Genomic DNA, 25,149 nt, shown 5'->3' on the forward strand with positions numbered 1-25,149 from the left:
CCCTTCCACGCCCACGTATAAATAGCCCGTCGTTAGGAGGGGTGCACGCCTTTGTGATGCGTCCCCGAACTACGGTGTATGGACGCACCAGACGCGGACTTCGAGGTGGGCGAGCCCTCTCCCGAGTGGGAGTCCTACCGGGGCGCGCCCACGGGAACGGACATCGAGTGCGAGGGGTGGCGACAGGAAGCCGCCCTACGGATGCTGAACAACAATCTGGACCCGGAGGTCGCCGAGCAGCCCGAGGACCTCGTCGTCTACGGCGGGACCGGCCGAGCAGCCCGCTCGTGGGACGCCTACGACGCCATCCTCGAGGAACTCCGGGACCTCGGCGACACCGAGACGCTGCTCGTGCAGTCCGGGAAGCCGGTCGGCGTCTTCGATACCCACGAGCGCGCGCCCAGGGTCCTCATCGCGAACTCGAACCTCGTCGGGAAGTGGGACAACTGGGAGCACTTCCACGAACTCGAAGCCGACGGCAAGATCATGTACGGCCAGATGACCGCCGGATCGTGGGCGTACATCGGCACGCAGGGCATCATCCAGGGCACCTTCGAGACGCTCGCCGAGCTCGCGCGCGAGCACTACCCCGAGAACGACGGCCTCCGCGGGAAGATTGTCGCCACCGGCGGCCTCGGCGGCATGGGCGGCGCGCAGCCGCTGGCTGTCACGATGAACCACGGGGTCTGCATCGCGGCCGAGGTCGACGAGGCCCGCATCGACCGCCGCATCGAGACCGGCTACTGCATGGAGAAGACCGACGACCTCGACGACGCTATCGAGCGCGCACGGGAGGCCGCCGAGGCCGGCGAGCCGTACTCCGTCGGCGTCCACGGCAACGCCGCCGACGTGCTGGAGGGCATGCTCGACAGGGGTTTCGTGCCCGACGTCGTTACCGACCAGACCAGCGCCCACGACGAACTGGAAGGGTACTACCCCAGCGGCTACACCGTCGACGAAGCCGACCAGCTCCGGGAGGACGACCCCGTTGCCTACCGCGAGGCGTCGATGGACACGATGGCGCGCCACGTCGCCGCCATCCTCGAGCTCCAGGACGAGGGCGCCGTCGCCTTCGAGTACGGCAACAACATCCGCGGACAGGTCGCCGACCACCGCGGGGACGTGACGACGACCGCCGGCGAGTCCCACGACCCGTTCGACTTCCCGGGGTTCGTGCCGGCGTACATCCGGCCGCTGTTCTGCCGCGGGAAGGGGCCGTTCCGGTGGGCGGCGCTGTCCGGGAACCCCGCGGACATCCACCGAACCGACGAGGCCGTCAAGGAGCTGTTCCCGGAGAAAGCCGACCTGCACCGCTGGATCGACCTCGCACAGGAGCAGGTCGAGTTCCAGGGACTACCCAGCCGGGTGTGCTGGCTCGGCTACCGCAGCGAAGACGACCCGGACGGCCTCACGGAGCGGGCCAGGTTCGCGCTCAGAATCAACGAACTCGTCGCCGACGACGAAATCGAGGCGCCAGTCGTCGTGACTCGTGACCACCTCGACGCCGGGAGCGTCGCCAGCCCCAACCGCGAGACGGAAGCCATGAAGGACGGGACGGACGCGGTGGCGGACTGGCCGATTCTGAACGCGCTGCTGAACACGGCTGCCGGCGCGGACATCGTCAGCGTCCACGACGGCGGCGGCGTCGGCATCGGGAACTCGCTGCACACCAACAACCACGTCGTCCTCGACGGCTCGGACCACGCAGCGGAGACGGCGCGACGGGTGTTCACGACCGACCCCGGCATGGGCGTGATTCGCCACGCTGACGCCGGCTACGACGAAGCGCTCGACGAGGCCGCCGACTCCGGCGTCACCGTCCCGATGCGCGACGAGCACGCGGAGGGCGAGCGGTGATGTTCCGGGACGCCTCCGACTGGGCGCCGACCAGCACGGACCCGAACGACGAGCAGTTCGGGGACGCCGTCGACCCGGTCGGCGTCGAGGACGCCGACAGCTACGACGCCGTCCTCGTCGGTGAACCCTACGACGGCGCCGTCATCGGCCGCGAGGGAGCGCGCGAGGGGCCCGCCGCAGTCCGGTCGTCGCTGGCGGGCGCGAAGACCAACCACTTCGAGGCCGGCCCAGTCGACAGCGTGGCGGACCTCGGAGACGTCGTGATTCCGGACGAGGACGTGGCTGGTGCGCAAGCCACCGTCAGGGAGGCCGCTGCGTCCGTCCACGAGACGGACGCGCTCCCGGTGTTCGTCGGCGGCGACAACTCGCTGTCGTACGCGAACGTCGCGCCGCTGCTCGACGACGGCGGTCATAGCGTCGGCGTCGTGAGCTTCGACGCCCACCTCGACTGCCGCGAGGTCGGCGACGACGGACCGACGAGCGGGACGCCCTATCGCCAGCTGTTCGACGCCGGGCTGGACTCGCTGGCCGTCGTCGGCGCCCGGCACTTCGAGACGAGCACGCCGTACGCTGGGTTCCTCCGAGAACAGGGCGGCCACGTCGTCACGAGCGAGGAGGTCGCCGTCGACCCGACCGGCGCGCTGGACGTCGCCCGGTCGGCGCTCGACGGTGTCGACCACGTCTACGTGAGCGTCGACGTCGACGTCCTCGACGCCGCCTACCCAGGTGCGAGCGCGCCGACACCCGGCGGCCTCCAGCCCCGCGAGCTGTTCCGACTCGTTCGGTCGCTGGCCGACAGCGACGACCGAATCCGGGGGTTCGAGGTGGTGGAGACGGCGCCGCCACTCGACACCGCGAATCGCACCGTCGACGCCGCGGCTCGAACGATTGCGCACTTCCTCGCGGGGGCACGATGAGCGACCTCGACGCCGTCGTCTACGGCGCCAGCGAAGTGGTGGTCGGCCCAGACGACGCTGGTGGACTGAACACGTGCGAGGACGGCGCAGTCGCGGTCGTCGACGGGACAGTCGCTGCCGCCGGTGAGACCGACGACGTGCTCGCCGAGTATCCGGCCGAGAACGCCGAGACGGCCATCGAGGCCGGAGGCAAAACCGTGCTGCCGGGATTCGTGGACCCCCACACGCACGCGCTGTTCGCGGGCGACCGCAGCGACGAGTTCGCCGCGAAGCTCCGGGGCAAGCCGTACCAGGAGATTCTCGCCGAGGGCGGCGGCATCCTGCGGACGGTCGAGGCGGTCCGTGCGGCCAGCGACGAGGAACTGGTCGCGAACCTCACCGACCAGCTCGACGCGATGCTGGCCCACGGGACGACGACGGCCGAGGTGAAGACCGGCTACGGGCTCGACACCGAGACCGAGCTCCGGATGCTGGACGCCGTCGAGGCCGCCGCCGCCGACCACCCGGTCGACGTGGTCGCGACGTTCCTCGGTGCGCACGCCGTCCCGGACGGCACCGACACCGACGACTACGTCGACGAGGTGGTCGACGAGCAGATTCCGGCCGCCGCGGAGCACGGCGCGGCCGAGTTCTGTGACGTGTTCTGCGAGGAGGGCGTGTTCACCGTCGAGCAGTCCCGGCGCGTCCTCGAAGCCGGCCGTGAGCACGGCCTCACGCCGAAGATTCACGCAGAGGAGTTTACCCGGCTTGGCAGCGCACAGCTGGCCGCGGACCTCGGCGCAGCCAGCGCCGACCACCTCCTGCACGCCAACCGAGAGGACGCCGAGGCACTTGCTGACGCAGACGTGAGGCCGGTGCTCCTCCCGGGGACGGCGTTCGCGCTCGGCGAGGACTACGCCGACCCCGAGCAGTTCGAAGCGGCCGGTGCGCCGGTCGCGCTCGCGACGGACCTGAACCCGAACTGCTACTCCCAGTCGATGGGGTTCGTCGTCGCGCTCGCCTGCAACGGGATGCGGATGGCGCCCGCCGACGCGCTGCTCGGCGCGACCACGCGGGCTGCCCGGGCGATCGACCGCGACGGCGACGGCACCGGGACGCTCCGCGAGGGGACCGCAGCCGACCTCCTCGTGGCCGACGGGCCGAGCCACGTCCACGTCCCGTACAACTTCGGCGTGAACAGCGTCGAGACCGTGCTGAAAGACGGTTCGGTCGTCGCCAGCGGGGGTGAGCGAGTGTGAGCGGCCAAACGGTGGTCGTCGACGGGGAGTCACTGTCCCCGGAGGACGTCGAAGCGGTCGCGCGGCACGGCGCGCCCGTCGCCATCGCCGACGACGCCCGCGAGGCGGTTCGGGCGTCCCGCGAGCGCGTCGAGGACGTCCTCGACAGCGACGAGGCCGTCTACGGCGTGAACACTGGCTTCGGGTCGCTGGTCGACACCCGCATCGACGCCGACGACCTCGAAGCGCTCCAGACGAACCTCCTGCGCAGCCACGCCGCCGGCGCCGGCGACGAACTCGGCGAGGAGGCCGTTCGCGCGCTCCTCCTGACGCGACTGAACGCGCTCGCGAAGGGGTACTCCGGCATCCGAGAGCGCGTGCTCGACCTGCTCGCGGACATGCTCAACGGGTCGGTTCACCCGGTGGTGCCGTCGCGCGGGAGCCTCGGCGCCAGCGGCGACCTCGCCCCGCTGGCGCACCTCTCGCTCGTGTTGATCGGCGAAGGTGCCGCCCGCGTGTCGCCACGCGACACGGACCGAGCGAGCGGGGAACCGCAAGCCGACGGCGACCGCCTGCCCGGCGACGAGGCGCTGGCGGCAGGCGGGCTGGAGCCGGTGACGCTGCGCGCGAAGGAGGGACTGGCGCTCATCAACGGGACCCAGTTGACCTCGGGGCTGGCGGCGCTCGCACTCGTCGACGCCGAGCGCGTGCTGCGAGCGGCGGACGCCGCCGGCGCGCTCACGACGGAGGTGACGATGTCGACGACGGCGAACTGCGACCCCGCCATCCACGAGGTCCGGCCACACGACGGGCAGGCTGCGAGCGCGCGCAACGTCAAACGCCTCACCGCCGACAGCGAGGTCGTGGAGAGCCACCGGAACTGCGACCGCGTGCAGGACGCGTACTCGATTCGCTGCCTCCCCCAGGTCCACGGCGCCGTCCGCGACGCCCTCGCCCACCTCCGGGACGCCGTCGAGACCGAGCTCAACAGCGCGACCGACAACCCCCTCGTGTTCGACGGCGACCGCGTGAACTCGCGGGCCAGCGGCACCGAGCGTGCCGCCGTCGTCTCCGGCGGGAACTTCCACGGCGAACCGCTGGCGCTCCGGCTGGACTACGCCGCGAGCGCGCTCGCCGAACTCGCCGCCGTCAGCGAGCGCCGCATCGACCGCCTGCTCAATCCCGAGACCCAGGAGACCCACCTGGTCCCGTTCCTCTCCCCGGAGAGCGGCCTGCACTCGGGGCTGATGATTCCCCAGTACACGGCGGCCTCGCTCGTCAACGACCTCCGGTCGCTCGGCCAGCCGGCAGTCGACAACACGCCTGTCTCCGGCAATCAGGAGGACCACGTCAGCATGAGCGGCGGGTCGGCGTACAACATCCGTGAGGCCGCCGAGAAGGCTGCCACCGTCGTCGGCGTCGAACTACTCTGCGCCGCGCAGGCCCGCGAGTTCGTCGACGACGGCCTCGCGCTCGGCACGGGCACGGCGGCCGTCTACGACCTCGTGCGGGAGGTCTCGGACCCCGTGACCGTCGACCGCTCGCTGTCGGGCGAGATGGAGACGCTCGCCGACCTGATTCGGGAGGGGATGGTGGACGAGTCAGTGGAACGCGCGCTCGGCGAGAGCTTGGAGTAGGCTGACTACCGGCTCTCGGTGTTTATTTCCCCACTGGCCGAGTGAGCGGAAGCATGAGTGTGCAGCGGCGAGTCCAGCTCGGCGCGATTGTAGCGACGTTGGTCGCCGTAGCGGGTACCCTCTTGGCCGCGGCGAGTGACTCGCTGGACTCGGTCGTCCTCCTCATCTTCCTGGGGTGCGCCGTCCTCGCTACCAGTGTCTACTGGGTCGCGTCCCGCTACCCGAGCTTCGTCGAGTTGACGCCCGACGTGGACCCGGGCAGTGACCGGATGCTCGCTGGCGGACTCTTCGGGCTTCTGGGCTTCTGTTTTCCGGCACTCGCCCTCGCGTACGTCTGGGTGGCCACCGGCTGGGTGAGCGACGCCGCGCTGACCGTCGTCCCACCGGGGCTCTCGACCGCAATCGCCGCTGTGCTCCCCGGCGTCTTCCTCGGTTTTGTCGTGCCCGTGCTGGCCGAACGCGAGGTGCTGTTCCACTGGTTCGACCAGTCGTACCGGAAGCGATTCGTCGGTAAATCCCTGCGGAGCGTCGTGTTCCTATCTCTGTTGGTCGTGCTCCCCACTGCAGTCGTCGGATTCGTCGGAACGTACGCCGGCAGTCGACTCGTCCTCCTGGCGTGGTGGCGTGCGAACGGCTGACTGCCCCGGTCGCCAATCGGGATTCGCTCAGAACTCCGGCTCTCTCCCTTCGAGGAACGCCGCAACGCCCTCCTCGTGTTCGTCGGTGTCGTAGGCCTGACTCTGCAGCAGATTCTCGTGGTCGAGGGCGTCGCCCCACTCCCTGCCGAGGTTGTCGTGGAGCGCCTGGCGGATGATACCGATAGTTTCGGTGGGTCGCGCTCGCAGCGTGTCGAGCAGGCGCTCGATGGTCTCGTCCAGTTCGTCCTCGGGGACGGCCTCGTTCACGAGCCCGAGTTCGGCGGCCGCCTCGGCGTCGACGAACTCGGCGGTGAACGCCAGCCGTTTCGCCGCGCGCAGGCCGACGAGCTTCGGGAGGAGGTAGCTGCCGCCGGTGTCGGGAATCAGGCCGACTCGCACGAACGCGCAGGAGAACCGGGCGTTCGGCGTGGCGTACGCGAAGTCCGAGAGCGCGACGACGGCGAGCCCGGCGCCGACAGCGTCGCCGTCCACCTTCGCGACGATGGGGACGCGGCTCTCCATCGCCGCCTCCGCGAGCCGGCCGAAGGCGTCCTCGACGGTCTCGTAGTACTCGCGGACGGTGCCGTCGCGCTCCGCCATCGTCTGCACGTCGCCGCCCGCGGAGAAAGCCGGCCCTTCGCCGGCGAGCACGACGGCGTCGTGGGTGTCGGGGTCGACGGCTTCCAGTTTGGCGGCGAGCTCGGCCGCCACCTCGGTCGTGAACGCGTTCATGACGTCCGGCCGGTCGAACGTGACTCGGCGGACGCCGTCGGTCGTCTCGGTGTGCACGTCCGGCGGTTACGCGGGCAGCGTGATAACTACCGACCCCGCCGGCACTTAAACTGCCGTTCCTGTGGCGCGGTCGAGTCTTCTCCCTGTGGTCCCTTCCTCCAGTATGAACAGCCACGACGCGGAGACGGCCCGCGAGCGCGACGTGGTGGTCGTCGGCGGCGGCATCTGCGGACTCACGACGGCGCTCGCCCTCGAACAGTTCGGCGCCACGCCGACCGTCTACGAGGCCGCCAGCGAGTACCGGCCCGTCGGCGCCGGCATCCTGCTGCAGACCAACGCCCTGCTCGTGTTCGACCGACTCGGCGTGGCCGACCGCGTCCGCGCGGCCGGCGTACCGCTCGACCGCGTCTCGATTCGCTCGCCGAACGGGCGACCGCTCGTCGGCTTCGACCTCGACGACGTGGAACGCAGCGAGTTCGAGTACGGCGCCGTGGCGATACACCGCGCGGCGCTCCAGCGCGTGCTCCTGGACGCCCTCGACGCCGATGTCCAGACGGGCAAAGCCTGCGTTCGGGTCACCGACCCCGAGCAGCCGACCGTCGCGTTCGCGGACGGCACTCGGGTCTGTCCCGATGTCGTGGTCGGTGCCGACGGCATCGACTCCGCGGTCCGCGACACCGTCGCGCCGGACGCCGAGACGCGAACGCTCCCGGCAGCCGTCTACCGGACGGTCGCTGACGTCTCGCTGCCCGCCGACCACGCTACCCGTGGCAGTGAGGTCTGGAGCCACGGCGCCTACACCGGCGGGGCACCGGTCGACGACGACCGGTTCTACTGGTTCGGGGTGCTGCCCGAGCGCGTCGCGCCCTCGCAGGGCGCCGAGGCGACGCTGCGCGCGCTCCGGGCCTCCTTCACCGACGCTCCGGAGCCGATTCCGCGCGTGCTCGACGCAGCCGACCCCGGAGACGTGTTCGCTACCGACCTCCGCGACCTGCCGTCGCTGCCTCGCTGGCACCGCGGCCGCGTCGCGCTCGCCGGAGACGCGGCCCACGCGATGCTCCCGTTCGCCGGACAGGGCGCCGCACAGGCCGTGGAGGACGCGGTGTCGCTGGCGCACGGACTCGCGACGGGCGACGACCACCGGGAGGCCTTCGAGGCCTACGTCGACGAGCGCCAGTCACGGGCTGACGCGGTGCGGGCGGAGTCCCGCGCACTCGGCCGGCTCGGCACGACTCAGTCGGGCGTGGTGTCGACCGCTCGGAACGCGGCGGCGCGACTGTTGCCCGGCCGTGTCGTCCGTCGGTTCCGGCGGGAGCGGGCGGCCGGAACGTCGCTCCCGCCGATGTGACCGACAGGCCTGTCAGGGTGCAGACCGCACTCGTTCACTCCCGCGGCTGTCTCCGTTCACGATTCCCGAGGCGGGCGGCAGTTTCCCTGCCGCGCCCGTCCGCGTCTCCTACCACTTCCCCGAGGCGGGGTCTCTCGTCTCCGGTGGCGCCCTGCGCTTCCCTGACGGCCTCGACGACTGCCTTGGGGGCGCCTCCTACAGCGCCCCGCCGAGCAGCCGGTCGAGCCCGCGCCGGAGGCGTTCGAGGAACGCGGACTTCGAGACGCCGAGGGCGGCGGCGACGTCGGCGGCGTCGGCGTCCCGGGGCACGGCGAAGTACCCGAGTTCGTGGGCGGTGCGGAGCGCGTCGGCCTGCGCGGGGGTGACGCCCCAGCGTTCGGCGACGGCGGCGTCGTCGCGCTCGCCGATGGGGTAGGTGCGTTCGAGCGTGACGCCGACGGCGTCGCCGGCGGCCGACAGCACTTCGTGCAACACGTCGCGGCCGACCACGGCGCCCGTGACTCGGGCGCTGCCGTCCCGGTAGTGGAGGCCGTCGACGAGCAAGCCGGCGTTCGAGAGTTCGTGTACCACGCAGGGGTGCTTGGAGAGACAGCGGTACGTGTACCGGCCGTCGTCGCGAGCGAGGTGGAGGTAGCGCACGCGGTCGTCGGTGTCGAGGGCGGCCGCGAGCGCGTCGCCGTTCGACGACGAGAACTGGAGGAGTGCGTTGCCGTCCGCGCGCAACTGCGGCGGTCGGGCGTCGACGGTGGCGCCGGTCGCTCGCGTCGCGTCTGCCAGCGGGCAGTCGTCGCCGTCGAGGTCGAACTCGACGAACAGGCACTCCCCGATCACGTGAACACGTTCGGCGCCGTTGCTTATCAACCCCGTGTATGTGCGGGTCAACGACTACCCACGCGTGTCCCTCACAAACGTACATGAATATCGAGGCGGTCAAGGAGCGCGCCGGTCCCCGGGAGTTCAGTCCCGCCGACGACCTCCCGAGAGAGTACCGTGAGGCCGCGACACGCATGATCCAGTTCCACGCGAACAGCGAGGTGATGGGCGGCTACCTCGACAAGGAGTTCACGCGGATGGCGCCCAGTCTGGACCGGAAGCTGGCGTGCACGGCGAAGTGCCAGGACGAGATCGGGCACGCCCAGTTGCTGTACCGGGCCGCCGAGAGTCTCGGCGTGAAGACGCGAGAACAGATGCTGGACGAACTCCAGGCCGGCGAGGGGAAGTTCCTGAACTGCTTCCACTACCCCGTCGACTCGTGGTACGAGGCGCCGATGATCGACTTCTTCGTCGACGGCGGGGCGATGCGCCGGCAGGCCACGCTGAAGAACACGTCTTGGGAGCCGTACGCCCACGCGATGGACAAGGTCTGCTTCGAGGAGGGGTTCCACGTCAAACACGGCGAGGACATCCTCCGGGAGCTGATGCGGTCCTCGAAGGCCAACCAGGAGCGCACGCAGGCGGCCTTCGACGAGTGGTGGCCGCGCATCCTCCAGTTCTTCGGGCCGACCAACGACGAGTCCCACCACGACGACTTCGCCCAGCAGGTCGGCCTGAAGACCGTCTCCAACGACGAACTCCGGAACTCCTTCCTGAACATGTACGTCCCGAAGGCCGAGAAGTACGGCCTCGAGATTCCGGAGTACCCCCGCATCTTCGAGCGCGACGACGGCACCATGGCAGTCCGAGAGGAGGACCTCGACTGGGACGAGTTCTGGACCATCGCGAAAAACGACTACCCCGGCAGCGAGGTCCAGATCGGGAGCCGCCGGGACCGCCAGGAGGCGGTCGCGTGGGTCCGCGAGTCGATGGACGACTGGGAGGCCAGTGCCGGCGACGACGGCCGGACGCCAGCGGGGGCGGACTGACCATGATCTGGGAGGTCTTCCGCCAGGAGGAGCCCGGCGACCGACACACGCACTGCGGGAACGTCCACGCACCGGACCGGGAGATGGCGACGCTGTTCGCGCAGGTCCAGCACGGCCGCCGGATGCAGACGAACTCGCTGTGGGTCGCGCCGAAAGACGAGATCGGCGAGGTGGACGCCGACGAGACCGAGTTCGGCGGGACGACGGACAAGTCCTACCGGTGGGCCATCACGTACAACAACATCGACGCGAGCTTCGCCGAGGAGGTCGCCGAGAGCGAGGCCGACCAGGAGGAACACGCCGAGAAGCGGGGTGGGACGTGACCATGGAGCCCGCCGAGGCCGAGCTGTTCCGGCTGGCCGACGACGAACTCGTGCTCGCCGAGCGGTACACCGAGTGGCAGATTTTCGCGCCGACGCCGGAGTCCGACCTCGCGCTGGCGAACATCGCACAGGACGAGTTCGGACACGCGCGGCTCTGGTACGACCTGCTGGAGGACGAGTTCGGCTACGACGAGGCCGACCTGGTCTGGGAGCGCGACCCCGACGACTTCGTCCACAGCACGCTCGTCGAACTCGAGACGCCGGAGGGCGACTGGGCGGACACCGTGGTCCGGGGGTACCTCTACGACGTGGCCGAGCGGCTGCGCCTCGAGGCACTCGAGGACTCGTCGTACGCCGCCATCGCCGACCGCGTGGCGAAGGTGCAGGGCGAAGAGGAGTACCACCGCGAGCACGCGCAGTCGTGGCTCGACCGCCTGACCGCCAGCGACGAGTCCCGGGAGCGCGTGCAGGCCGCCGTCGACCGGCTGTTCCCGCACGCGCTGACGCTGTTCGTGCCGACTGAGCACGAACACGACATTGTCGAGGCCGGCGTCCGCACGCGCTCGCTGGCCGAGCTCCGGGAGGACTGGCTGGACGAGGTCGTCCCCGCCCTCGAGTCACTCGACGTCGAGGTTCCCGAACCCGGAGCCGTCGTGCGGCCCGAACCCCTGGGGCGGGACGGCAGCCACACCGACGACTGGTTCGCCCTCCACGAGGAGTTCACCGCGACCTACCACGAGCTCGGGTTCGACGAGCCAGCCGAGCTCCGGGGTGAGAACGCGTGAGCTCGGACGCCTGTTCGTACACGGACTACGAGGACGGCGAGGTGCCGGAGGGCTTCCCCCGCACTGGCGAGGGGGCGACCGGCGCCGAGGCCGAGGTCTGGGACGCGCTCTGCGAGGTCGAGGACCCCGAGATGCCGGTGTCCATCGTGGACCTCGGGCTGGTCTACGACGTGACGGTCGCCGGCGACGAGGCCGAGGTGGAGATGACCCTGACGTACACGGGCTGCCCGGCGAAGGACATGCTGCAGAACGACGTTCGGTGTGCCGCCCTGACGGCGTCGGGCGTGCGGGACGCGTCTGTGTCGATTCAGTACTCGCCGCCGTGGTCCGTCGAGATGGTGACCGAGGACGGCAGAGAACAACTGCGGGAGTTCGGGCTGAGCGTATGAGGGGGGTCGACCCGAGCACGTCGACGTCCGGCGACGGCGAGGAACCGGCCGAGTGTCCCTACTGCGGGTCGACGAACACGCAGCGAGAGCACCCGAAGGGACCGGGGCTCTGTCGGTCGATGCACTTCTGTGTCGCCTGCGAGCAGCCGTTCGAGCAGTTCGGGTAGGGCTGCCCGGCCCGACGACCCTCGAGCGACACACCTTACCAGTAAGGGAGAAGATTGAGGTACTGGGATGTATTACCGGAGAATGTTCACCGGCCGATACGCAGTTCCGGTGGACGTGCCTCTGACATCGGGCGGCCGCTGCCCACGGCCGCTCACTTCTCGACTTCCCAGCGACGCGACTGTCAGGCCTCGTACTCGACCTGTTCTTCGACGTACAGCGTCTCGCCAGCGTCCATGTCGGCGAACTCGGCTGCGTCGGCCTGAACCGCCTCTCCGAGCTCGGAGTCGAAGGCAGCGGCCAGCGCGTCCATGTCCTCGAAGTACAGTTCGACGACGCCGTCGTGACTGGACCGCTCGGGGTCGTTCGGCACCGCCGTGACGTACTTCTGGAGCCCCGGCAGGTCTCGGGCCATGTCGGCGTGCTCGCCGCGCCACCGCTCGACGAACGCCTCGTGGCTGTAGTCGTCGCGCTTCACGAGTAACTGGACCATCTTCACCATACTGGCGAGTCGGCGGCCCGGGGGCTTGGTAGTTCGGGACCGCGGCGCCTATGTGCGGCGCCGTCCAGTGCTCGGGTATGCGCGTCGAGAACTCCTTCCTGCCCGCTTCGGGCGTGGGGGAGCGCACGGAACGACGGCTCTGGGAGGCGGGAGTCACCCACTGGGACGACTTCGACGGCGACGGTCCCGGCGTCGGGGACGTCACCGCCGAGAACATCTACTCGTTCATCGACGAGGCCGAGCGCGCCCTCGACGACGGCGACACGACGTTCTTCGGGGACGTCCTGCCGGACGGCGAGCTCTGGCGGCTGTACGAGAACGTCGCCGACGACGCGGCGTTCTTCGACATCGAGACGACGGGGCTGGACAAACGCAGCAGCGTGGTCACGACCGTGAGCGTCCACCGGGGCGGGGAGACGACGACGCTCGTCCGCGGTAGCGACCTCACCGACGACCGCCTGCGGGACCTGCTGGACGCGCCGATGGTGGTGTCGTTCAACGGGAAGCGCTTCGACGCGCCGTTCCTCGAGCACAACTTCGACGTCTCGCTGGACGGTCCCCACCTCGATCTGATGTACCCGTGTCGGCGCCTCGAGTTCACCGGCGGCCTGAAGCAGGTCGAGAAAGACCTCGGCGTCGCGCGCGACGGCGTGGAGGACGTCGACGGCCGGGAGGCCGTCCGGCTCTGGCGGCGCTACGAGAACCGCAACGACGAGGCCGCCCTCGACCGCCTGGTGGAGTACAACCGCTACGACACGCAGAACCTCCAGACGATTCTCGACGACGTCGCAGACCGCCTGCACCGGGACGTGTTCCAGCCCCACGTCTGAGGCGGCCGTTCACTCGAATCGACTCGCTTCTGCCTCGGTGACTGCCTGCCTGTCGACTGGCAGTGCTCCGGTCCCACGAGACCAGCGGGCTGTCGACCACCGACATTTATTATCCAGTTGTATAACTAGGTAATCGATGCCGACACAGCTCGAACGCGCCCGTGACGGAGCCGTCACCGACGCCGTGCGACGCGTCGCCGAACGCGAGAACCGCGACCCCGAGTTCGTCCGCCAGCAGGTCGCGGACGGACAGGCCGTCGTCCCCGCGAACCACCACCACGACGCCCTCGACCCGATGGGCATCGGCCGCGAGTTCGCCACCAAGGTCAACGCCAACATCGGGAACAGCGAGACCACCGGCGGGATCGACGAGGAACTCGAGAAGCTCCACACCGCCGTCCACTTCGGCGCCGACACCGTCATGGACCTCTCGACGGGTGACGACCTCGACGAGATCCGCACCGCGAACGTCGAGCACTCCCCGGTCCCGCTCGGCACCGTCCCCATCTACGAGGCGGTCACGCGCGTCGACGACGTCGCCGACATCACCGCCGACCTCCTGCTCGACGTCGTCGAGAAGCAGGCCGAACAGGGCGTCGACTACATGACGCTGCACGCCGGCGTGCTCGCCGAACACCTCCCGCTCACCGACGGCCGCACCACCGGCATCGTCTCCCGCGGCGGCTCCATCCTCGCGCAGTGGATGGAGGAACACGGCGACCAGAACCCCCTGTTCACCCACTACGACGAGCTCTGCGAGATTCTCCGGGAACACGACGTGACCATCTCGCTCGGCGACGGGCTCCGGCCCGGCTCGCTCGCCGACGCCAGCGACGACGCCCAGTTCGCCGAACTCGACACGCTCGGCGACCTCACGCGGCGCGCCTGGGACCACGGCGTCCAGGTGATGGTCGAAGGCCCCGGCCACGTCCCGATGGACCAGATTCGGGACAACGTCGAACGCCAGCAGGCGGTCTGTGACGGCGCGCCGTTCTACGTGCTCGGCCCGCTCGTCACCGACGTCGCGCCCGGCTACGACCACGTCACGAGCGCCATCGGCGCCACCGAGGCCGCTCGCGCCGGCGCCGCGATGCTGTGCTACGTCACGCCGAAAGAACACCTCGGGCTGCCCGACGCCGAGGACGTCCGGGACGGCATGGCCGCCTACCGCATCGCCGCCCACGCCGGCGACGTCGCCGCCGGGAAGCCCGGCGCCCGCGACTGGGACGACGCCGTCTCCGAGGCGCGCTACGACTTCGACTGGGAGCGCCAGTTCGACCTCTCGCTGGACCCCGAGCGCGCGCAGGCCTACCACGACCAGACGCTACCCGGTGACAACTACAGGGACGCCCGGTTCTGCTCGATGTGCGGCGTCGAGTTCTGCTCGATGCGCATCGACCAGGACGCCCGCGCGCTCGCCGACAGCGAGGGCGACGCCGAGGGCGCGACAGCCGGCGAGGACGGGACGGGGACCATGACGGAACTCGCCGGCGACACGGACCTCGAGGCCTCCGAGGCGGCCGAGGTGAACCTCCCGCCGACCGGGACGCACGACGCCGCCGACCTCCCCGAGGAGTCACCCGTCGAGGGCGAGCACGCCAGCGGGCACGGGGACGACGACTAGAGCTCGGGCTCGAACTCCACGCCCCGCACGTCGAAGCGCGCGCCGCCGTCCTCGCCGTTCCCCGCCGAAACCGTCCAGCCGTGGGCCTCGACGACCGCTTCGACGATACTGAGCCCGTAGCCCGTGCCCCCGGTGCGCGTCGTGAACCCCTGCTCGAACACGTCCCCGGGGTCGGTGTCCCCGAACCCGGGACCGTCGTCCGCGACGGAGAACCCCGCCTCGCCGCCCCCCGATTGTGGGTCGACGCTCGCCACCGTCACGGCCACGTCCTCGCCGCCGTGCTCGACGGCGTTCCGGAAGAGGTTCTCGAAGACGGTGCGGAGTCGCTCGGGGTCCGCCGCCAGCCGCTCGCCGGCGTCCGTGTCGACGGTCAGCGACGCCGTCTCGGGGAGTGCTGTCGACGCGGCGGCGGTCGCGACCTCCGCCAGCGACACGACCTCGAGGTCGCCGACAACCGTCCCCTGCGAGGCGAGCTCTCTGACCTCCTCGACGAGTTCGCTCATCCGGTCGACGGCCGACTGCGCCTCCGCGACTGACGCCGCGCCGTCCTCGCCCTCGTCGAGGCGTTCGGCCGCCAGCTCGAGGTGTCCGGAGGCGGCGTTCAGTGGGCTCCGGAGGTCGTGGCTGACGACGCCCGCGAACTCGTCGAGGCGGTCCGCCTGCCTGCCGAGCCGGTCGCGCTCGCGCTCGTGCTCGAGTTCGCGCTCCAGCCAGCTCGCGAGCAGGTCGACGAACGCCTCGTCGGCCGCCGTGATGGGTTCGGGATGAGCGTCCCTGTCGGCGAAACACACCGTCCCGTGGGTCGTGCCGTCGAGGCGGATCTCCGAGCCGACGTAGCACTCCAGCCCGAACACGTCGTACGCGCGGTCGTCGCCGAACGGCGACTCGCCGACGTCCTCCAGCACGTTCGGGGAGTCGGCCGCGATGGTGTCCTTGCAGTACGTGTCGAGGAGGTCGGCCTGCTCGCCCGGCTGCAGGAGCGGGTGGTCGCCGACGGACGCCCGGACGAACTGAGCGTCACCGTCGATCCTCGTGTAGAACCCCACCGGAAGCCCGAGGTAGTCGCTCCCGAGTTCGAGGACGGCCTGCACGCGCTCCGCGAAGCCGGTTTCCTCGCCGCTTGCCGTTCGCTCGAGGAGCGCACGCAGTGTCTCGAGGGCCGCAGCGACGTCGGCGGTCGCCGAGTCGTCGACCGGCTGCCCCGTCACCGCCACGGCGTGCGATTCCTCGTCGGTCTCCTCCCTGTCGGTCTCCTCCCCGTCGTCGACGGCCAGTGCCGGCATCGGCTGGAGTTCGAGGTCGACGGTCACCGTCTCGCCCTCTGCGTCGACGTGCGTCGACCTGAACTCGCAGGCCTCGCCGCCGACGGCGGCCGCGACCCGGTCCCGGACCGCCGCCTGGACCTCCGGGTCGTGTTCGAACCACGGCGTCTCCCAGAAGAACTCGCCGTCGACGTCCCCCTCGGACGCGCCGACGAGCTCCCGGGCGGCGTCGTTGGCGTACTCCAGGCGGCCGTCCGGTCCGACGACACCCGCGTACCACGACTGTGGCCCGAACAGCAGTTCGGCGATCTCCCGACGGAGTCCGCGGTCGGACTCGGACAGATTCCGGCGCAGGGGAGTGTCGCTCATCAGTTTGCCGGAAGGAGGACCGCCACCAGCGTAAGTCTGGCCCTCGGCGCGGGTGCCGTGGCTTTTTGCCCGCCAAGGCACTACGGGAGCGCATGGCTGCGCGTCCACCGACGGGTGACGACGAGAACGCCGACGCCGAGCCGGTCGTGTTCGGTATCGCCACCGTCGACGAGTACCTCCGCGACGCCGACGTCTCCTTCCCGGCGGCGGGCGACGAGGTCGTCGCCGCCGTCGGCGACCCCGACGTGAAGGTGGGGCCGACCGCACACACCGTCGCGCTCTCGACGGCCGTCGAGCGCACCGGCCGCAGCGAGTTCGAGACGCGACGCGAGTTCCTCGACGCGCTCCACGACGAGTTCGAGCGCGAACGCCACCAGAGCGGCGGCATCGTCTCCTGGCTGCGGTCGCTGGTGCCCTGACGAGCGTCGCCGCGATGTACCTCGTGACCTTCCGCATCGACCCGGGGGAGTACGACGAGGCGTTCCACGACCTGAACGACCGGATTCAGGCGGCCGCCGAGGCCACGGACGGGTACCGCGGCAAGCGCACGTGGAACGACCCGGAGAGCGGCGATGTCCTCGTCGTCTACTACTGGGAGTCGCTCGACGCCCTCGAGTCATTCGGTGCCGACGACGACCACGTCCGGGCGAAACAGCGGTGGGCGGAGTGGTACGACGCGTACGAAGTCACCGTCACCGAGGTCCTCGAGACCTACGGAAGCGGATTCGGAGATGACGCGGACCCGCCGGAGCAGCCGGAGTAGCCGTTCTTCGAGGCACGTCGCGAGCTCCGCAACCGAACCGACAGCGGCGGTCAGGAACGAATCCGGTCAACGGCGTCGAGGAAGCCGTCGCCGTACGAGCCGTCGACGACCTCGTCAGCCGTCCGCTTCGCGATGTCCTCGGCGTTCGCGACGGCGTACGACTCGCCCGCGACCTCGAACAGTTCGACGTCGTTGGGGGAGTCGCCGACGGCCGCGAAGTCCGCGACGTCGACGCCGAGGCGCTCTGCGACGGCGGGGAGCGCGTCACCCTTGCTCATCCCTTCGCTCTTGACGTGGTACGCGAACCCGGTGTCGACGACGTGGAGGCCGTGGCGTTCGGCAATCTCGGAGAGCACGTCCAGGGGCCTGTCGCGGCGGACGGCGAGCTCGGTCTCCCGCCAGCGGTTCGTGAGGTCGGCGTCGCCCCAGCCGAGGTCGTAACCCTCGGCCTCGAACGCCTCGGCAACCTGGTCGGCGGCCCGGCGGTCACCGAAGTACAGCAGTTCGTCGTCGACGTACGCGACGCCGCCGTTCTCGGCGACGACGCACTCCTCGACGCCGACGAACTGGCAGAGTGCGACGGGGTACGGCAGGGCTTTCCCCGTGGCAATCACGACGGGGGCGTCCCACCCGCGGAGCACGTCCATCACGCGGCTGTCGATGGAGCGGTCCTCGCGGCTGAGTGTGCCGTCGATGTCGACGGCCAGCGGCGGGTCTTCGGCCATACCCCGACTCGACGCCGCGCGCCCTTAGGGATTCTCAGTCGGCGGCGTCCGGCCGGTACTCGCGGCTGATGGCCTTCCACTTCCCGGTGCCGAACCGGTAGTAGTTGATGGCGGCCGGGATGGTGGTCTCGGCGAACAGCGAGAGGTACAGGCCTAGCATCCCCAGTTGCGTCGTCGCGCCGAGGTACACCAGTGGGATGGCGCCGCCGAACATCCCCAGTATCCGCGAGTAGAACGGCCACCGGGTGTCGCCGGTGGCGTCGAGCGCGCCGGCCGCAGCGGCGCTGACACCCTGGGGAATCACCGCGATTGCGGCGACGTAGACGAGGTCGACGGCGATGGGGACACTGGGATCGTTCGGTGACTCCACGAACAGCACGACGATGTCGGTCGCGAACAGCCCGACGACGCCCGCGAACAGGACGTAGGTGGCGACCGAGAACAGCGTGATTTCGCGGCCGTAGGCGGCCGCTGTGGACTCGTCGCCCTGTCCGAGTTCCTGCCCGACGAGGCTGGACGCGGCGAGCCCGAACCCCCAGCCGGGCGTGTTCATGATGCCGAGGATGCGGCGGGCGACGATGTAGGCGGCGACCACCGGCTCGCCGAGCAGCGCGACGAACGCCAGAAGCGGGAAGCGGGCCGCCGTCCAGACGGAGTTCCGGCCGACGACTGGCAGCCCGATTTCGACGATGTCCCGGCACTCCTCGCGTGCCCAGTAGCTGCCCCACGGCGAGATGGCGACGGGGAACGAGCCGACCAGGGGCAGGCCGCCGCGAGCGAAGCCGACGGCGAACGCGCCCGTGACGACGACGTTGCTGACGACGGTGCCGAGGCCGGCGCCGACGACGCCGAGGTCGAGGCCGAAGATGAACACGGCGTTCAGGCCGACGTTGATGACGGCGCCGCCGCCGCGCAGCAGCATCGCCGTGTAGGCGTCGTCGGCGCCGATGAGCGCGCGGCTGCCGATGAGGTTCAGCCCCGCGAACGGTACGCCGAACGCCAGCACGCGGAGGTAGTCGGCGCCGTACTGGATGGACTGCGGGCTGTCGGTGAGCAGGCCGATGAGGAACTCGGGGAAGAGGTAGAACGAGAGCGCGACCGGCAGCGTGGCGGCGACGGTGAGCGCCGCACTCGACCGGATTGCCTGCCCGAGTTCGTCGAAGGCCTCGGCGCCGAACCGCTGGGAGACGAGCGCGATGGTGCCGGCCGCCAGCCCGCCGCCGATGCTGAACGCCGCGCCCCAGTACGGTCCCGCGAACCCGACGCCGGCGATGGCCGTCGACCCGAGCGCCACGCCGACCATCGCCACGTCCGCCGCGCTCTTGGACATGCGCGCGACGCCCGTGACGATGCGCGGCCACGCCAGCTCGGAGGTCCGGCGCGCGCGCTCCTCGGAGATGAGGCCGAGTCGCGCGATGGCAACGCCGACTGCGCGAAGCAGCCAGCTGAACGGGTTGGGGACCACGAGTGTCAGTCGTTCCGGGTGGAACGGACAAAAGCGCACCTATTTCGGAACGAAACACCTCCAGTGCGTTTCACCGAGTCCGGGGGGTGGCCCGGTGCGGGCCGACTACGCCTGCCAGCCCCGGTCCGAGTCGTTGAGGCGCTCGCAGCCGTCGGCCGTGACGGCGACGAGGTCCTCGATGCGGACGCCGAACTCGCCGGGGAGGTAGACGCCGGGCTCGACGGAGAACACCATCCCCTCCTCGAGTTCGCGGTCGCTGCCGGCGACGATGTACGGCTCCTCGTGGACCTCCAGGCCGACGCCGTGCCCGGTGCGGTGGACGAACTCGTCGCCGTAGCCTGCCGCGTCGATGACGCTGCGCGCGGCGGCGTCCACTTCGCCGGCCGTCACGCCCGGTTTCACGGCGTCGACGGCGGCCTGCTGGGCCTCCCGGACGACGTCGTGGACCGCCTCGAAGCCCGCCGGCGGGTCGCCGGCGAAGACGACGGTCCGGGTCTGGTCGCTCGGGTAGCTGTCGACGCGCGTGCCGAAGTCACAGACCACCGGGTCGCCGGCCTCGATCTCGCGGTCGCCGTGCGTGTGGTGGGGTTTCGCGCCGTTCGGCCCGCTGCCGGTGATGACCTCGAAGGAGACGCCGGTGCCGCCGTGGGCTGCGAGTCGGTCGGCGACGTAGTCGGCGAGCTCGCGCTCGGTCATCCCGACGGCGTCCGCGCCGAGGTCCCGGACGTCGTCCATCGCGGCGTCGGCCGCCTCGCCGGCGCACCGGAGCGCGTCGAGTTCGGCGTCGTCCTTCCGCACGCGAAGCGGCGCGAGCACGTCGTCTGCGAGGGCCCAGGTGGCGTCGGGCAGCGTCTCCCGCAGCGACTGCGTGAACCGCGCCCACATCGTCGGGTCCACGAGCAGTTCGCCGCCGGTCAACCCCTTCTCCTCGGCGACCTCGGCGACCAGCGACTCGGGGTCCTCGCTGTCGGTGTACGTGCGGACGTCCGCCACCCACGTCTCCTCGTCGAGTTGCTCCTCGTAGAGCGCGGGTGCGACGAACGCCGGTTCGCCGTCGGCCGGCACGAACAGCAGGAGGTGGCGCTCCGAGGGCGTCTCCTCGAAGCCGGCGAGGTAGGAGAGGTTCGGACTCGGGAACAGGACGGCGCCCGCCGCGCCGGCGTCCCGGAGTCGCTGCTGGCAGTCTCGCGTCCGTGTCTCGAAGACGCTCATACCACAGCGTCGCGTCGAGCCGTCTTCAATCCCACCGGGGCGGGGCGCACCGCCGGCCGGCTCCCCGACTCACTCGTCCTCGTTCGGCTCCGGAATCTCGTCGGTGACGTCCTCGCCGTCCAGTTCGAGGACGTAGTCGGCTGCCGGTGCGGGCGTGTAGAACTCCACGACTTCGCCGTCTACCTCGAAGGCGTCCCCGGCGTTGCTCCCCGTCGACCCGACGACCGTGACCGTCCCGTCGCCGTTGTCGACGACCTGGTCGCCGCTGTCGGCGGCCACGTTCTCGGTCTCCGTTCCCTCGACGTCGCCGTCGACCACGAAGAGGTAGCCGAAGTCGCCGCTCGTGGTGGCCTGCACGACCAGCGTGCCGTCACCGACCGCTTCCTCGGCGTCGTTCTCCGCCTCCTCCGCCTCACTCTCGTCGCCGTCCTCCTCACTCCGGTCGCCGTCCTCCTGCTGGCTGGAGGCGTCCAGCGCGACGACGGTGCCGTCGCCGGTCACTGTGCCGGAGACGGTGCCGGCGTCGGTGTCCGTGCGCCGGTCGGCGACCCGCTGCCAGCCGCTGCCGTCGTACCGCCAGAGGCTGCTGGCCGCCGGGTCGTCGACGGAGAGCGTCGTCGTGACTGCGTTCTCGACGCTCGAGAGCGCGACGGCGTCCTCGGTCGCGAGCGGGCGCGGCGGCTCCGGGAGGCCGGTGGCGTCGGCCCGCTCGACGGTCACGGGGTTGGCGGGAAACGACAGCGACGCCGCGTCGCCGAGGTGGAGGCCGTCGGCGACGAACTCGCTGTCGAGTTCCGACGACTCGTGGCCGACCGCTGGGCCGCCGTTCGCCCGGACGGTGACGTTCCGGAGCGCGTCCTCGTACGCCGGCACGCCGAACACGCCGGCCCCGTCGTTGCCGGCCACGACGCTGTCCCGGAGCGTGTTCCCGAAGCTGTCGGAGAACTGCACGCCCGGGCCACGGTTGTCGCCGACGGTTGCGTCCGCGACGTCGTTGTCCCCGGTGTCCGTGGAGAAGTAGACGCCGGCGCCACGGTCCGACTCGCCGCCGTTTCCGGTCGCCGTGAGATTCCGGATGGTGTTCCCCCGGGCGACCTGGAGCAACGCGACGCCGTACTCGCCGTTCCCGCGGGCGGTGACGTCCCGAAGCGTCGAGTTCTGGACTTCCCAGAGCGTCACGCCGTCGTCGTTACTGGTGGCGGTGACGTTCCGCGCCGTGACGTTCTCGACGTCTGTCAGCCGCAGGCCGGCGTAGCGGTTCTCGCGAGCGGTCACGCCCGAGAGGTGCACGTCGGTCCCGCCGCCGTCGAGCTTGCCGACCGCGACGCCGTTCGACCAGTTCGTGGCGGTGAGGTTCCGGACGGTGACGTTCTCCAGCGCGCTCTCGGGGGTCGGGGAGCCGTCCTCACCACGGAACACCAGCACGCCGTCGCCGCTGGCGTTCTGGCCGGCGATGGTGTGGCCGTTGCCGTCGAGGACGACGTCGCTGGCGGCGACGTGGATGCAGGCGTCGGCAGCGCTGGCGGTCACGTTGCCGACGAGTTCGTACTCGCCGGGGTCGTCGATGACGCGACACGAGTCGACCTGCTGGGCCTGCTGTGTTGCGGCTGCCGTCGACGGCGGGGCCGCGACGGCGGCGACCGGCGCGAGGAGCGCGAGCACGACCACGACGACTGCGGCTGCCTGACCGCGGCCCGCTGTTCGTTGCATGGCTGATGTGACGCGCATCTACCACGTCGGCGTATCGTCAGGCTGCCTGCGGAGCGGCGTCGGAGGGCTCACCGTCTGCCGTCGGATGCGTACAGGGTGGTGGCCAGCTAACGTCGAGTAGCGGCCGAGAAGTGCCCAGTCTTATGCGTGCTGTCACCGTACCCGTACGCGATGAGTTTCGCAGCACGCCTGGGGGACGCAGCGACCCGACGACCGCTCGCGCTCGTTGGGCTGGCGTTCGCCGCCGCGGGAGTGACGCACTTCTACCAGTGGACCGACGGCGCGGCGCCCGGCCGCCAGTTCAGTGACGCGCTCGGACAGGGGAACTACGCGACTGCCGCGCCGGAGCTGGTGGCGTACGCCACCGGCCACCCGGCGTACGTCGCCGCCGTGGTGGTCGGCGTCGCGTTGCTGTTCCGCGGCGAGTGACCCGACCTCTCGGTTCGGTTACAAAAATCCGTTTGCGGGAACGATTATACGGGACGTCCACGAACGCGTTGGTATGAGCGGCTCCGAACAGTCCCCCGAGTCCGACGGCCCGGCGGTCGGCCCCGACGTCGACGACGGCCTGCCGGCCGCCGAGGCGTTCGCCCTCCTCGGGAACGAGACCCGAATCGACATCCTGCAGGCGCTCTGGCGCGCCCCCGACCACCCGGTGGCGTTCTCCGCGCTCCGCAAGCGCGTCGGCATGCGCGACTCCGCGCAGTTCAACTACCACCTCTCGAAGCTCACCGACCACTTCGTGCGGTCGACCGACGACGGCTACGAGTTCCAGTACGCGGGCGAGAAGGTCGTTCGCGCCATCCTCGCCGGGACGTTCACCGACCGGGTGTCGCTGGAGTTCCCCGTCGCCGGCGAGTGCTTCGAGTGCGGCGCAGCCCTGGAAGGCCGATACAGCGACGAGCGCCTCGGCGTCCGGTGTTCGGCCTGCGACACGACCTACGGCCGGTACGCGTTCCCGCCGGGCGGGCTGCGGGACCGCTCCGACGCCGAGGTCGCGGCGGCCTTCGACCAGCGCGTCCGCCACCTCCACTGTCTGGCCGCCGACGGCGTCTGCCCCGAGTGCGGCGGCAGAGTGGCCACCGAGATCACGCCGGACGACGACGACCGCCTCGACCTCGACGTGCGCGTCGACCACACCTGCCAGCAGTGCCAGCACACCATCTCGTCGCCCGTCGGCCTCTCCCTGCTGGACGACGCCACCGTCGTTGCCTTCCACGCCGAGCACGGCGTCGACCTGACGAGCACCGAACACTGGACGCTGGACTGGTGCGTGACCGACCAGACGACCGCCTACGACCCCGACCGCGACCGGGTGTCCGTCGGCATCACGCTGGGCGGCGAGACGCTGACGGTCACGCTCGACGGCGACCTCCGGGTCGTCGACACCGAGCGCCGCTGCGAGGGCGCCGACGGCGAGAGCGCCGCGACGGTCTGACGAGGCCCGCTACGCCATCGCTTCGACGCGTTCGGCGAGGTGGTCGCCGAACGGCAGCGAGCACGTCAACCCCGGGGAGACGGCATTCAGGACGTGTACGGCGCGGTCGTCGTCCTCGACGAACACCGGCTGTTTCACGAGGCCGCCGTCCCGGGAGACGACCTGCGCCCGGACGCCGGCGTAGCTCGGTGCGAGGTCCGACTCGGTGACCGCCGGGACGAGTTTTCTGGCGGCCGCCGCGAACCGGGCTTTCGAGAACGACTTGCCGAGCTCGGCGGCGCCGACGCGCAGCATCTTCGGCGAGCCGAACAGCCGCCAGAAACCCCCGTACGAGAGGGTGTCCCGGAGGTCCCCGAGGTCGACGTCGGTGTTCTCGTAGGCCTCCCGGCCGAACGCGAGGACGGCGTTCGGGCCGACGATGACCGAGCCGTCCGTCCGGCGCGTGTAGTGGACGCCGAGGAACGGCAACTCGGGGTCCGGGGTCGGGTACACCATCGAGTTCACCAGGTCACGACGGTCGGGCCGGAGTTCGTAGTACTCCCCCCGGAACGGCACGACGTGGTACTGCTCGCCGACGCCGACCGAGTGCGCGAGCCGGTCGGCGTGCAGCCCCGCCGCGTTCACGACCACGTCGGCGTGGATGGTCCCCGAATCCGTGCGGACGCTGTACCCGCCTGCGGTCCGGTCCAGCGACGTGACCTCGGTGTCGAGGTGGAGCGTGACGCCGCGCTCACGGGCCTCCCGGGCGAGCGCGTAGACGTACTGCTGGGCGTCGACGGACGCCGCCTCCGGACAGTGCAGGGCCGCGCGACCGGCGGCGTGTGGCTCCAGCTCGCGGAGTCGCTCGCCGTCCACGACCGTCGCCTCGACGCCGTTCGCGTCGGCCTGTGCCGCGAGGTCGTCGAGCCGCCGCACTTCCGGCTCCGAGCGCGCCGCGACGACAACGCCGACCTCCTCGCAGGGGACGCCGTGCTCGTCGCAGAACGCCTTCGTACGGCGTGTGCCCTCGACCGCGAACTCGGCCTTCCGGGTACCGGGTTCGTAGTTGAACCCCGGGTGGAGGACGCCCGAGTTCCGGCCGCTCTGGTGGGCTGCGAGGTGGTGTTCTTTCTCCACCACCGCCACGTCGAGGTCGGTCCGGCCGACGAGGTGGTAGGCCGTCGAGACGCCGACGCAGCCGCCGCCGACGACAACGACGTCGTGTTCCATGCTCGCCGCGTCGCACGCCGGCGTGGAGTACGTTTCGGACCACTCGGTGGTCAAACCGCGTCGTAAACGGGGCGGCGGTTTCCGAAAGCCGACTCCGTATACGTCAGCCTCCCGAAGTGACGGCGGCGGCTGTCAGAGGCACGCCAGCGCGAGCGGACGGACGACCTTTT

The 25,149-nt window shown here is 70.6% G+C and carries 26 protein-coding genes; 17 read left to right on the forward strand and 9 right to left on the reverse strand.

Going from position 1 to position 25,149, the window contains the following annotated elements; all coding sequences use genetic code 11:
- Window positions 1–78: 78 nt before the first annotated feature.
- Genes hutU through LT971_RS12635 form a run of 5 tightly spaced genes read left to right on the forward strand, consistent with a single transcriptional unit; the run spans window position 79 to window position 6,266 of the window.
- Window positions 79–1,857, forward strand: coding sequence for a urocanate hydratase (hutU, locus tag LT971_RS12615; protein ID WP_237007293.1), 1,779 nt, complete (start codon window positions 79–81; stop codon window positions 1,855–1,857).
- Window positions 1,857–2,774, forward strand: coding sequence for a formimidoylglutamase (gene hutG, locus LT971_RS12620; RefSeq protein WP_237007294.1), 918 nt, complete (start codon window positions 1,857–1,859; stop codon window positions 2,772–2,774). The genes hutU and hutG overlap by 1 nt, the downstream gene beginning before the upstream one ends.
- Window positions 2,771–4,012, forward strand: a complete 1,242-nt coding sequence (gene hutI, locus LT971_RS12625; protein ID WP_237007295.1) for an imidazolonepropionase — start codon at window positions 2,771–2,773, stop codon at window positions 4,010–4,012. Before hutG ends, hutI begins: the two co-directional genes overlap by 4 nt.
- Window positions 4,009–5,628, forward strand: coding sequence for a histidine ammonia-lyase (hutH, locus tag LT971_RS12630; protein ID WP_237007296.1), 1,620 nt, complete (start codon window positions 4,009–4,011; stop codon window positions 5,626–5,628). Before hutI ends, hutH begins: the two co-directional genes overlap by 4 nt.
- 53 nt (window positions 5,629–5,681) lie before the next feature.
- The gene (locus LT971_RS12635) at window positions 5,682–6,266 is read left to right on the forward strand and encodes a DUF8100 family protein (RefSeq protein WP_237007297.1); all 585 of its coding nucleotides are present in this window, start codon (window positions 5,682–5,684) and stop codon (window positions 6,264–6,266) included.
- Between the two features lie 27 nt (window positions 6,267–6,293).
- On the opposite strand, the gene LT971_RS12640 is transcribed toward LT971_RS12635, so the two are convergent.
- Entirely contained in the window at window positions 6,294–7,055 is a 762-nt protein-coding gene (locus LT971_RS12640; RefSeq protein WP_237007298.1) for an enoyl-CoA hydratase/isomerase family protein, read from the reverse strand.
- A gap of 106 nt (window positions 7,056–7,161) precedes the next feature.
- Here LT971_RS12640 and LT971_RS12645 point away from each other — a divergent pair, with 106 nt between their 5' ends.
- The gene (locus LT971_RS12645; RefSeq protein WP_237007299.1) at window positions 7,162–8,346 is read left to right on the forward strand and encodes an FAD-dependent monooxygenase; all 1,185 of its coding nucleotides are present in this window, start codon (window positions 7,162–7,164) and stop codon (window positions 8,344–8,346) included.
- A gap of 195 nt (window positions 8,347–8,541) precedes the next feature.
- On the opposite strand, the gene LT971_RS12650 is transcribed toward LT971_RS12645, so the two are convergent.
- Complete coding sequence (locus LT971_RS12650) at window positions 8,542–9,177, reverse strand: helix-turn-helix domain-containing protein (protein ID WP_237007300.1); 636 nt, start codon at window positions 9,175–9,177, stop codon at window positions 8,542–8,544.
- 83 nt (window positions 9,178–9,260) lie between these two features.
- On the opposite strand from LT971_RS12650, the gene LT971_RS12655 reads away from it, so the two are divergent.
- From LT971_RS12655 to paaE, 5 genes are read left to right on the forward strand one after another with little or no spacing between them, the layout of a single operon-like run.
- A complete protein-coding gene (locus tag LT971_RS12655) occupies window positions 9,261–10,208 on the forward strand; it encodes a Phenylacetic acid catabolic protein (protein WP_237007301.1) in 948 nt (315 codons plus the stop codon).
- 2 nt (window positions 10,209–10,210) lie between these two features.
- Window positions 10,211–10,531 carry a 1,2-phenylacetyl-CoA epoxidase subunit PaaB gene (paaB, locus tag LT971_RS12660; protein WP_237007302.1) on the forward strand — a complete coding sequence of 107 codons (321 nt, stop codon included), beginning with the start codon at window positions 10,211–10,213 and terminating at the stop codon, window positions 10,529–10,531.
- Between the two features lie 2 nt (window positions 10,532–10,533).
- A complete protein-coding gene (paaC, locus tag LT971_RS12665; RefSeq protein WP_237007303.1) occupies window positions 10,534–11,316 on the forward strand; it encodes a 1,2-phenylacetyl-CoA epoxidase subunit PaaC in 783 nt (260 codons plus the stop codon).
- Window positions 11,313–11,705, forward strand: a complete 393-nt coding sequence (gene paaD, locus LT971_RS12670) for a 1,2-phenylacetyl-CoA epoxidase subunit PaaD (RefSeq protein WP_237007304.1) — start codon at window positions 11,313–11,315, stop codon at window positions 11,703–11,705. The genes paaC and paaD overlap by 4 nt, the downstream gene beginning before the upstream one ends.
- The gene (gene paaE / locus LT971_RS12675) at window positions 11,702–11,872 is read left to right on the forward strand and encodes a 1,2-phenylacetyl-CoA epoxidase subunit PaaE (protein ID WP_237007305.1); all 171 of its coding nucleotides are present in this window, start codon (window positions 11,702–11,704) and stop codon (window positions 11,870–11,872) included. The genes paaD and paaE overlap by 4 nt, the downstream gene beginning before the upstream one ends.
- Window positions 11,873–12,054: 182 nt before the next feature.
- Here paaE and LT971_RS12680 read toward each other — a convergent pair whose 3' ends face one another.
- On the reverse strand, window positions 12,055–12,372 hold the full coding sequence (locus tag LT971_RS12680; protein WP_237007306.1) for an EthD family reductase: 318 nt from the start codon (window positions 12,370–12,372) through the stop codon (window positions 12,055–12,057).
- Window positions 12,373–12,449: 77 nt separating this feature from the next.
- Between LT971_RS12680 and LT971_RS12685 the strand changes: the two genes are divergently transcribed.
- Together LT971_RS12685 and thiC are read left to right on the forward strand one after the other, a co-directional pair.
- Window positions 12,450–13,202: a ribonuclease H-like domain-containing protein gene (locus LT971_RS12685; RefSeq protein ID WP_237007307.1), complete on the forward strand. Its 753-nt coding sequence runs from the start codon at window positions 12,450–12,452 to the stop codon at window positions 13,200–13,202.
- A 136-nt stretch (window positions 13,203–13,338) separates the two neighbouring features.
- The gene (thiC, locus tag LT971_RS12690; protein ID WP_237007308.1) at window positions 13,339–14,826 is read left to right on the forward strand and encodes a phosphomethylpyrimidine synthase ThiC; all 1,488 of its coding nucleotides are present in this window, start codon (window positions 13,339–13,341) and stop codon (window positions 14,824–14,826) included.
- On the opposite strand, the gene LT971_RS12695 is transcribed toward thiC, so the two are convergent.
- Window positions 14,823–16,457, reverse strand: a complete 1,635-nt coding sequence (locus LT971_RS12695) for a PAS domain-containing sensor histidine kinase (protein WP_237007309.1) — start codon at window positions 16,455–16,457, stop codon at window positions 14,823–14,825. The genes thiC and LT971_RS12695 overlap by 4 nt on opposite strands.
- Before the next feature lie 92 nt (window positions 16,458–16,549).
- Here LT971_RS12695 and LT971_RS12700 point away from each other — a divergent pair, with 92 nt between their 5' ends.
- Both LT971_RS12700 and LT971_RS12705 read left to right on the forward strand, forming a co-directional pair.
- A complete protein-coding gene (locus tag LT971_RS12700; RefSeq protein WP_237007310.1) occupies window positions 16,550–16,876 on the forward strand; it encodes a DUF5789 family protein in 327 nt (108 codons plus the stop codon).
- Window positions 16,877–16,890: 14 nt separating this feature from the next.
- Window positions 16,891–17,220 carry an antibiotic biosynthesis monooxygenase family protein gene (locus tag LT971_RS12705; RefSeq protein ID WP_237007311.1) on the forward strand — a complete coding sequence of 110 codons (330 nt, stop codon included), beginning with the start codon at window positions 16,891–16,893 and terminating at the stop codon, window positions 17,218–17,220.
- A 50-nt stretch (window positions 17,221–17,270) separates the two neighbouring features.
- Here the strand turns inward: LT971_RS12705 and LT971_RS12710 are convergent, their stop codons facing one another.
- From LT971_RS12710 to LT971_RS12725, 4 genes are all read right to left on the reverse strand, one after another.
- Window positions 17,271–17,945 (reverse strand): phosphoglycolate phosphatase, encoded by a 675-nt coding sequence (locus LT971_RS12710; protein WP_237007312.1) that lies wholly within the window; start codon window positions 17,943–17,945, stop codon window positions 17,271–17,273.
- A 34-nt stretch (window positions 17,946–17,979) separates the two neighbouring features.
- Complete coding sequence (locus tag LT971_RS12715) at window positions 17,980–19,410, reverse strand: MATE family efflux transporter (protein WP_237007313.1); 1,431 nt, start codon at window positions 19,408–19,410, stop codon at window positions 17,980–17,982.
- Window positions 19,411–19,515: 105 nt separating this feature from the next.
- Window positions 19,516–20,622 (reverse strand): M24 family metallopeptidase, encoded by a 1,107-nt coding sequence (locus tag LT971_RS12720; RefSeq protein ID WP_237007314.1) that lies wholly within the window; start codon window positions 20,620–20,622, stop codon window positions 19,516–19,518.
- 69 nt (window positions 20,623–20,691) lie between these two features.
- Window positions 20,692–22,332, reverse strand: coding sequence for a right-handed parallel beta-helix repeat-containing protein (locus LT971_RS12725; RefSeq protein ID WP_237007315.1), 1,641 nt, complete (start codon window positions 22,330–22,332; stop codon window positions 20,692–20,694).
- Window positions 22,333–22,503: 171 nt separating this feature from the next.
- Here LT971_RS12725 and LT971_RS12730 point away from each other — a divergent pair, with 171 nt between their 5' ends.
- Complete coding sequence (locus tag LT971_RS12730; RefSeq protein ID WP_237007316.1) at window positions 22,504–22,761, forward strand: hypothetical protein; 258 nt, start codon at window positions 22,504–22,506, stop codon at window positions 22,759–22,761.
- 73 nt (window positions 22,762–22,834) lie between these two features.
- The gene (locus LT971_RS12735) at window positions 22,835–23,770 is read left to right on the forward strand and encodes a winged helix-turn-helix domain-containing protein (RefSeq protein WP_237007317.1); all 936 of its coding nucleotides are present in this window, start codon (window positions 22,835–22,837) and stop codon (window positions 23,768–23,770) included.
- A gap of 9 nt (window positions 23,771–23,779) precedes the next feature.
- Here the strand turns inward: LT971_RS12735 and lhgD are convergent, their stop codons facing one another.
- On the reverse strand, window positions 23,780–24,979 hold the full coding sequence (lhgD, locus tag LT971_RS12740; RefSeq protein WP_237007318.1) for an L-2-hydroxyglutarate dehydrogenase: 1,200 nt from the start codon (window positions 24,977–24,979) through the stop codon (window positions 23,780–23,782).
- Window positions 24,980–25,149 lie beyond the last annotated feature (170 nt).

The sequence above is a fragment of the Halobacterium rubrum genome (genome assembly GCF_021729015.1).
In the GTDB taxonomy this organism is placed as follows: domain Archaea; phylum Halobacteriota; class Halobacteria; order Halobacteriales; family Halobacteriaceae; genus Halobacterium; species Halobacterium rubrum.

What these genes read in the sequence shown, in the direction of transcription:
- hutU (WP_237007293.1), top strand. Translation starts at nt 79, where the DNA reads ATGGACGCACCAGACGCGGACTTCGAGGTGGGCGAGCCCTCTCCCGAG.
- hutG (WP_237007294.1), top strand. Translation starts at nt 1,857, where the DNA reads ATGTTCCGGGACGCCTCCGACTGGGCGCCGACCAGCACGGACCCGAAC.
- hutI (WP_237007295.1), top strand. Translation starts at nt 2,771, where the DNA reads ATGAGCGACCTCGACGCCGTCGTCTACGGCGCCAGCGAAGTGGTGGTC.
- LT971_RS12635 (WP_237007297.1), top strand. Translation starts at nt 5,682, where the DNA reads ATGAGTGTGCAGCGGCGAGTCCAGCTCGGCGCGATTGTAGCGACGTTG.
- LT971_RS12645 (WP_237007299.1), top strand. Translation starts at nt 7,162, where the DNA reads ATGAACAGCCACGACGCGGAGACGGCCCGCGAGCGCGACGTGGTGGTC.
- LT971_RS12655 (WP_237007301.1), top strand. Translation starts at nt 9,261, where the DNA reads ATGAATATCGAGGCGGTCAAGGAGCGCGCCGGTCCCCGGGAGTTCAGT.
- paaB (WP_237007302.1), top strand. Translation starts at nt 10,211, where the DNA reads ATGATCTGGGAGGTCTTCCGCCAGGAGGAGCCCGGCGACCGACACACG.
- paaC (WP_237007303.1), top strand. Translation starts at nt 10,534, where the DNA reads ATGGAGCCCGCCGAGGCCGAGCTGTTCCGGCTGGCCGACGACGAACTC.
- paaE (WP_237007305.1), top strand. Translation starts at nt 11,702, where the DNA reads ATGAGGGGGGTCGACCCGAGCACGTCGACGTCCGGCGACGGCGAGGAA.
- LT971_RS12680 (WP_237007306.1), bottom strand. Translation starts at nt 12,372, where the DNA reads ATGGTGAAGATGGTCCAGTTACTCGTGAAGCGCGACGACTACAGCCAC.
- LT971_RS12685 (WP_237007307.1), top strand. Translation starts at nt 12,450, where the DNA reads ATGCGCGTCGAGAACTCCTTCCTGCCCGCTTCGGGCGTGGGGGAGCGC.
- thiC (WP_237007308.1), top strand. Translation starts at nt 13,339, where the DNA reads ATGCCGACACAGCTCGAACGCGCCCGTGACGGAGCCGTCACCGACGCC.
- LT971_RS12695 (WP_237007309.1), bottom strand. Translation starts at nt 16,457, where the DNA reads ATGAGCGACACTCCCCTGCGCCGGAATCTGTCCGAGTCCGACCGCGGA.
- LT971_RS12700 (WP_237007310.1), top strand. Translation starts at nt 16,550, where the DNA reads ATGGCTGCGCGTCCACCGACGGGTGACGACGAGAACGCCGACGCCGAG.
- LT971_RS12705 (WP_237007311.1), top strand. Translation starts at nt 16,891, where the DNA reads ATGTACCTCGTGACCTTCCGCATCGACCCGGGGGAGTACGACGAGGCG.
- LT971_RS12710 (WP_237007312.1), bottom strand. Translation starts at nt 17,945, where the DNA reads ATGGCCGAAGACCCGCCGCTGGCCGTCGACATCGACGGCACACTCAGC.
- LT971_RS12720 (WP_237007314.1), bottom strand. Translation starts at nt 20,622, where the DNA reads ATGAGCGTCTTCGAGACACGGACGCGAGACTGCCAGCAGCGACTCCGG.
- LT971_RS12725 (WP_237007315.1), bottom strand. Translation starts at nt 22,332, where the DNA reads ATGCAACGAACAGCGGGCCGCGGTCAGGCAGCCGCAGTCGTCGTGGTC.
- LT971_RS12730 (WP_237007316.1), top strand. Translation starts at nt 22,504, where the DNA reads ATGAGTTTCGCAGCACGCCTGGGGGACGCAGCGACCCGACGACCGCTC.
- LT971_RS12735 (WP_237007317.1), top strand. Translation starts at nt 22,835, where the DNA reads ATGAGCGGCTCCGAACAGTCCCCCGAGTCCGACGGCCCGGCGGTCGGC.
- lhgD (WP_237007318.1), bottom strand. Translation starts at nt 24,979, where the DNA reads ATGGAACACGACGTCGTTGTCGTCGGCGGCGGCTGCGTCGGCGTCTCG.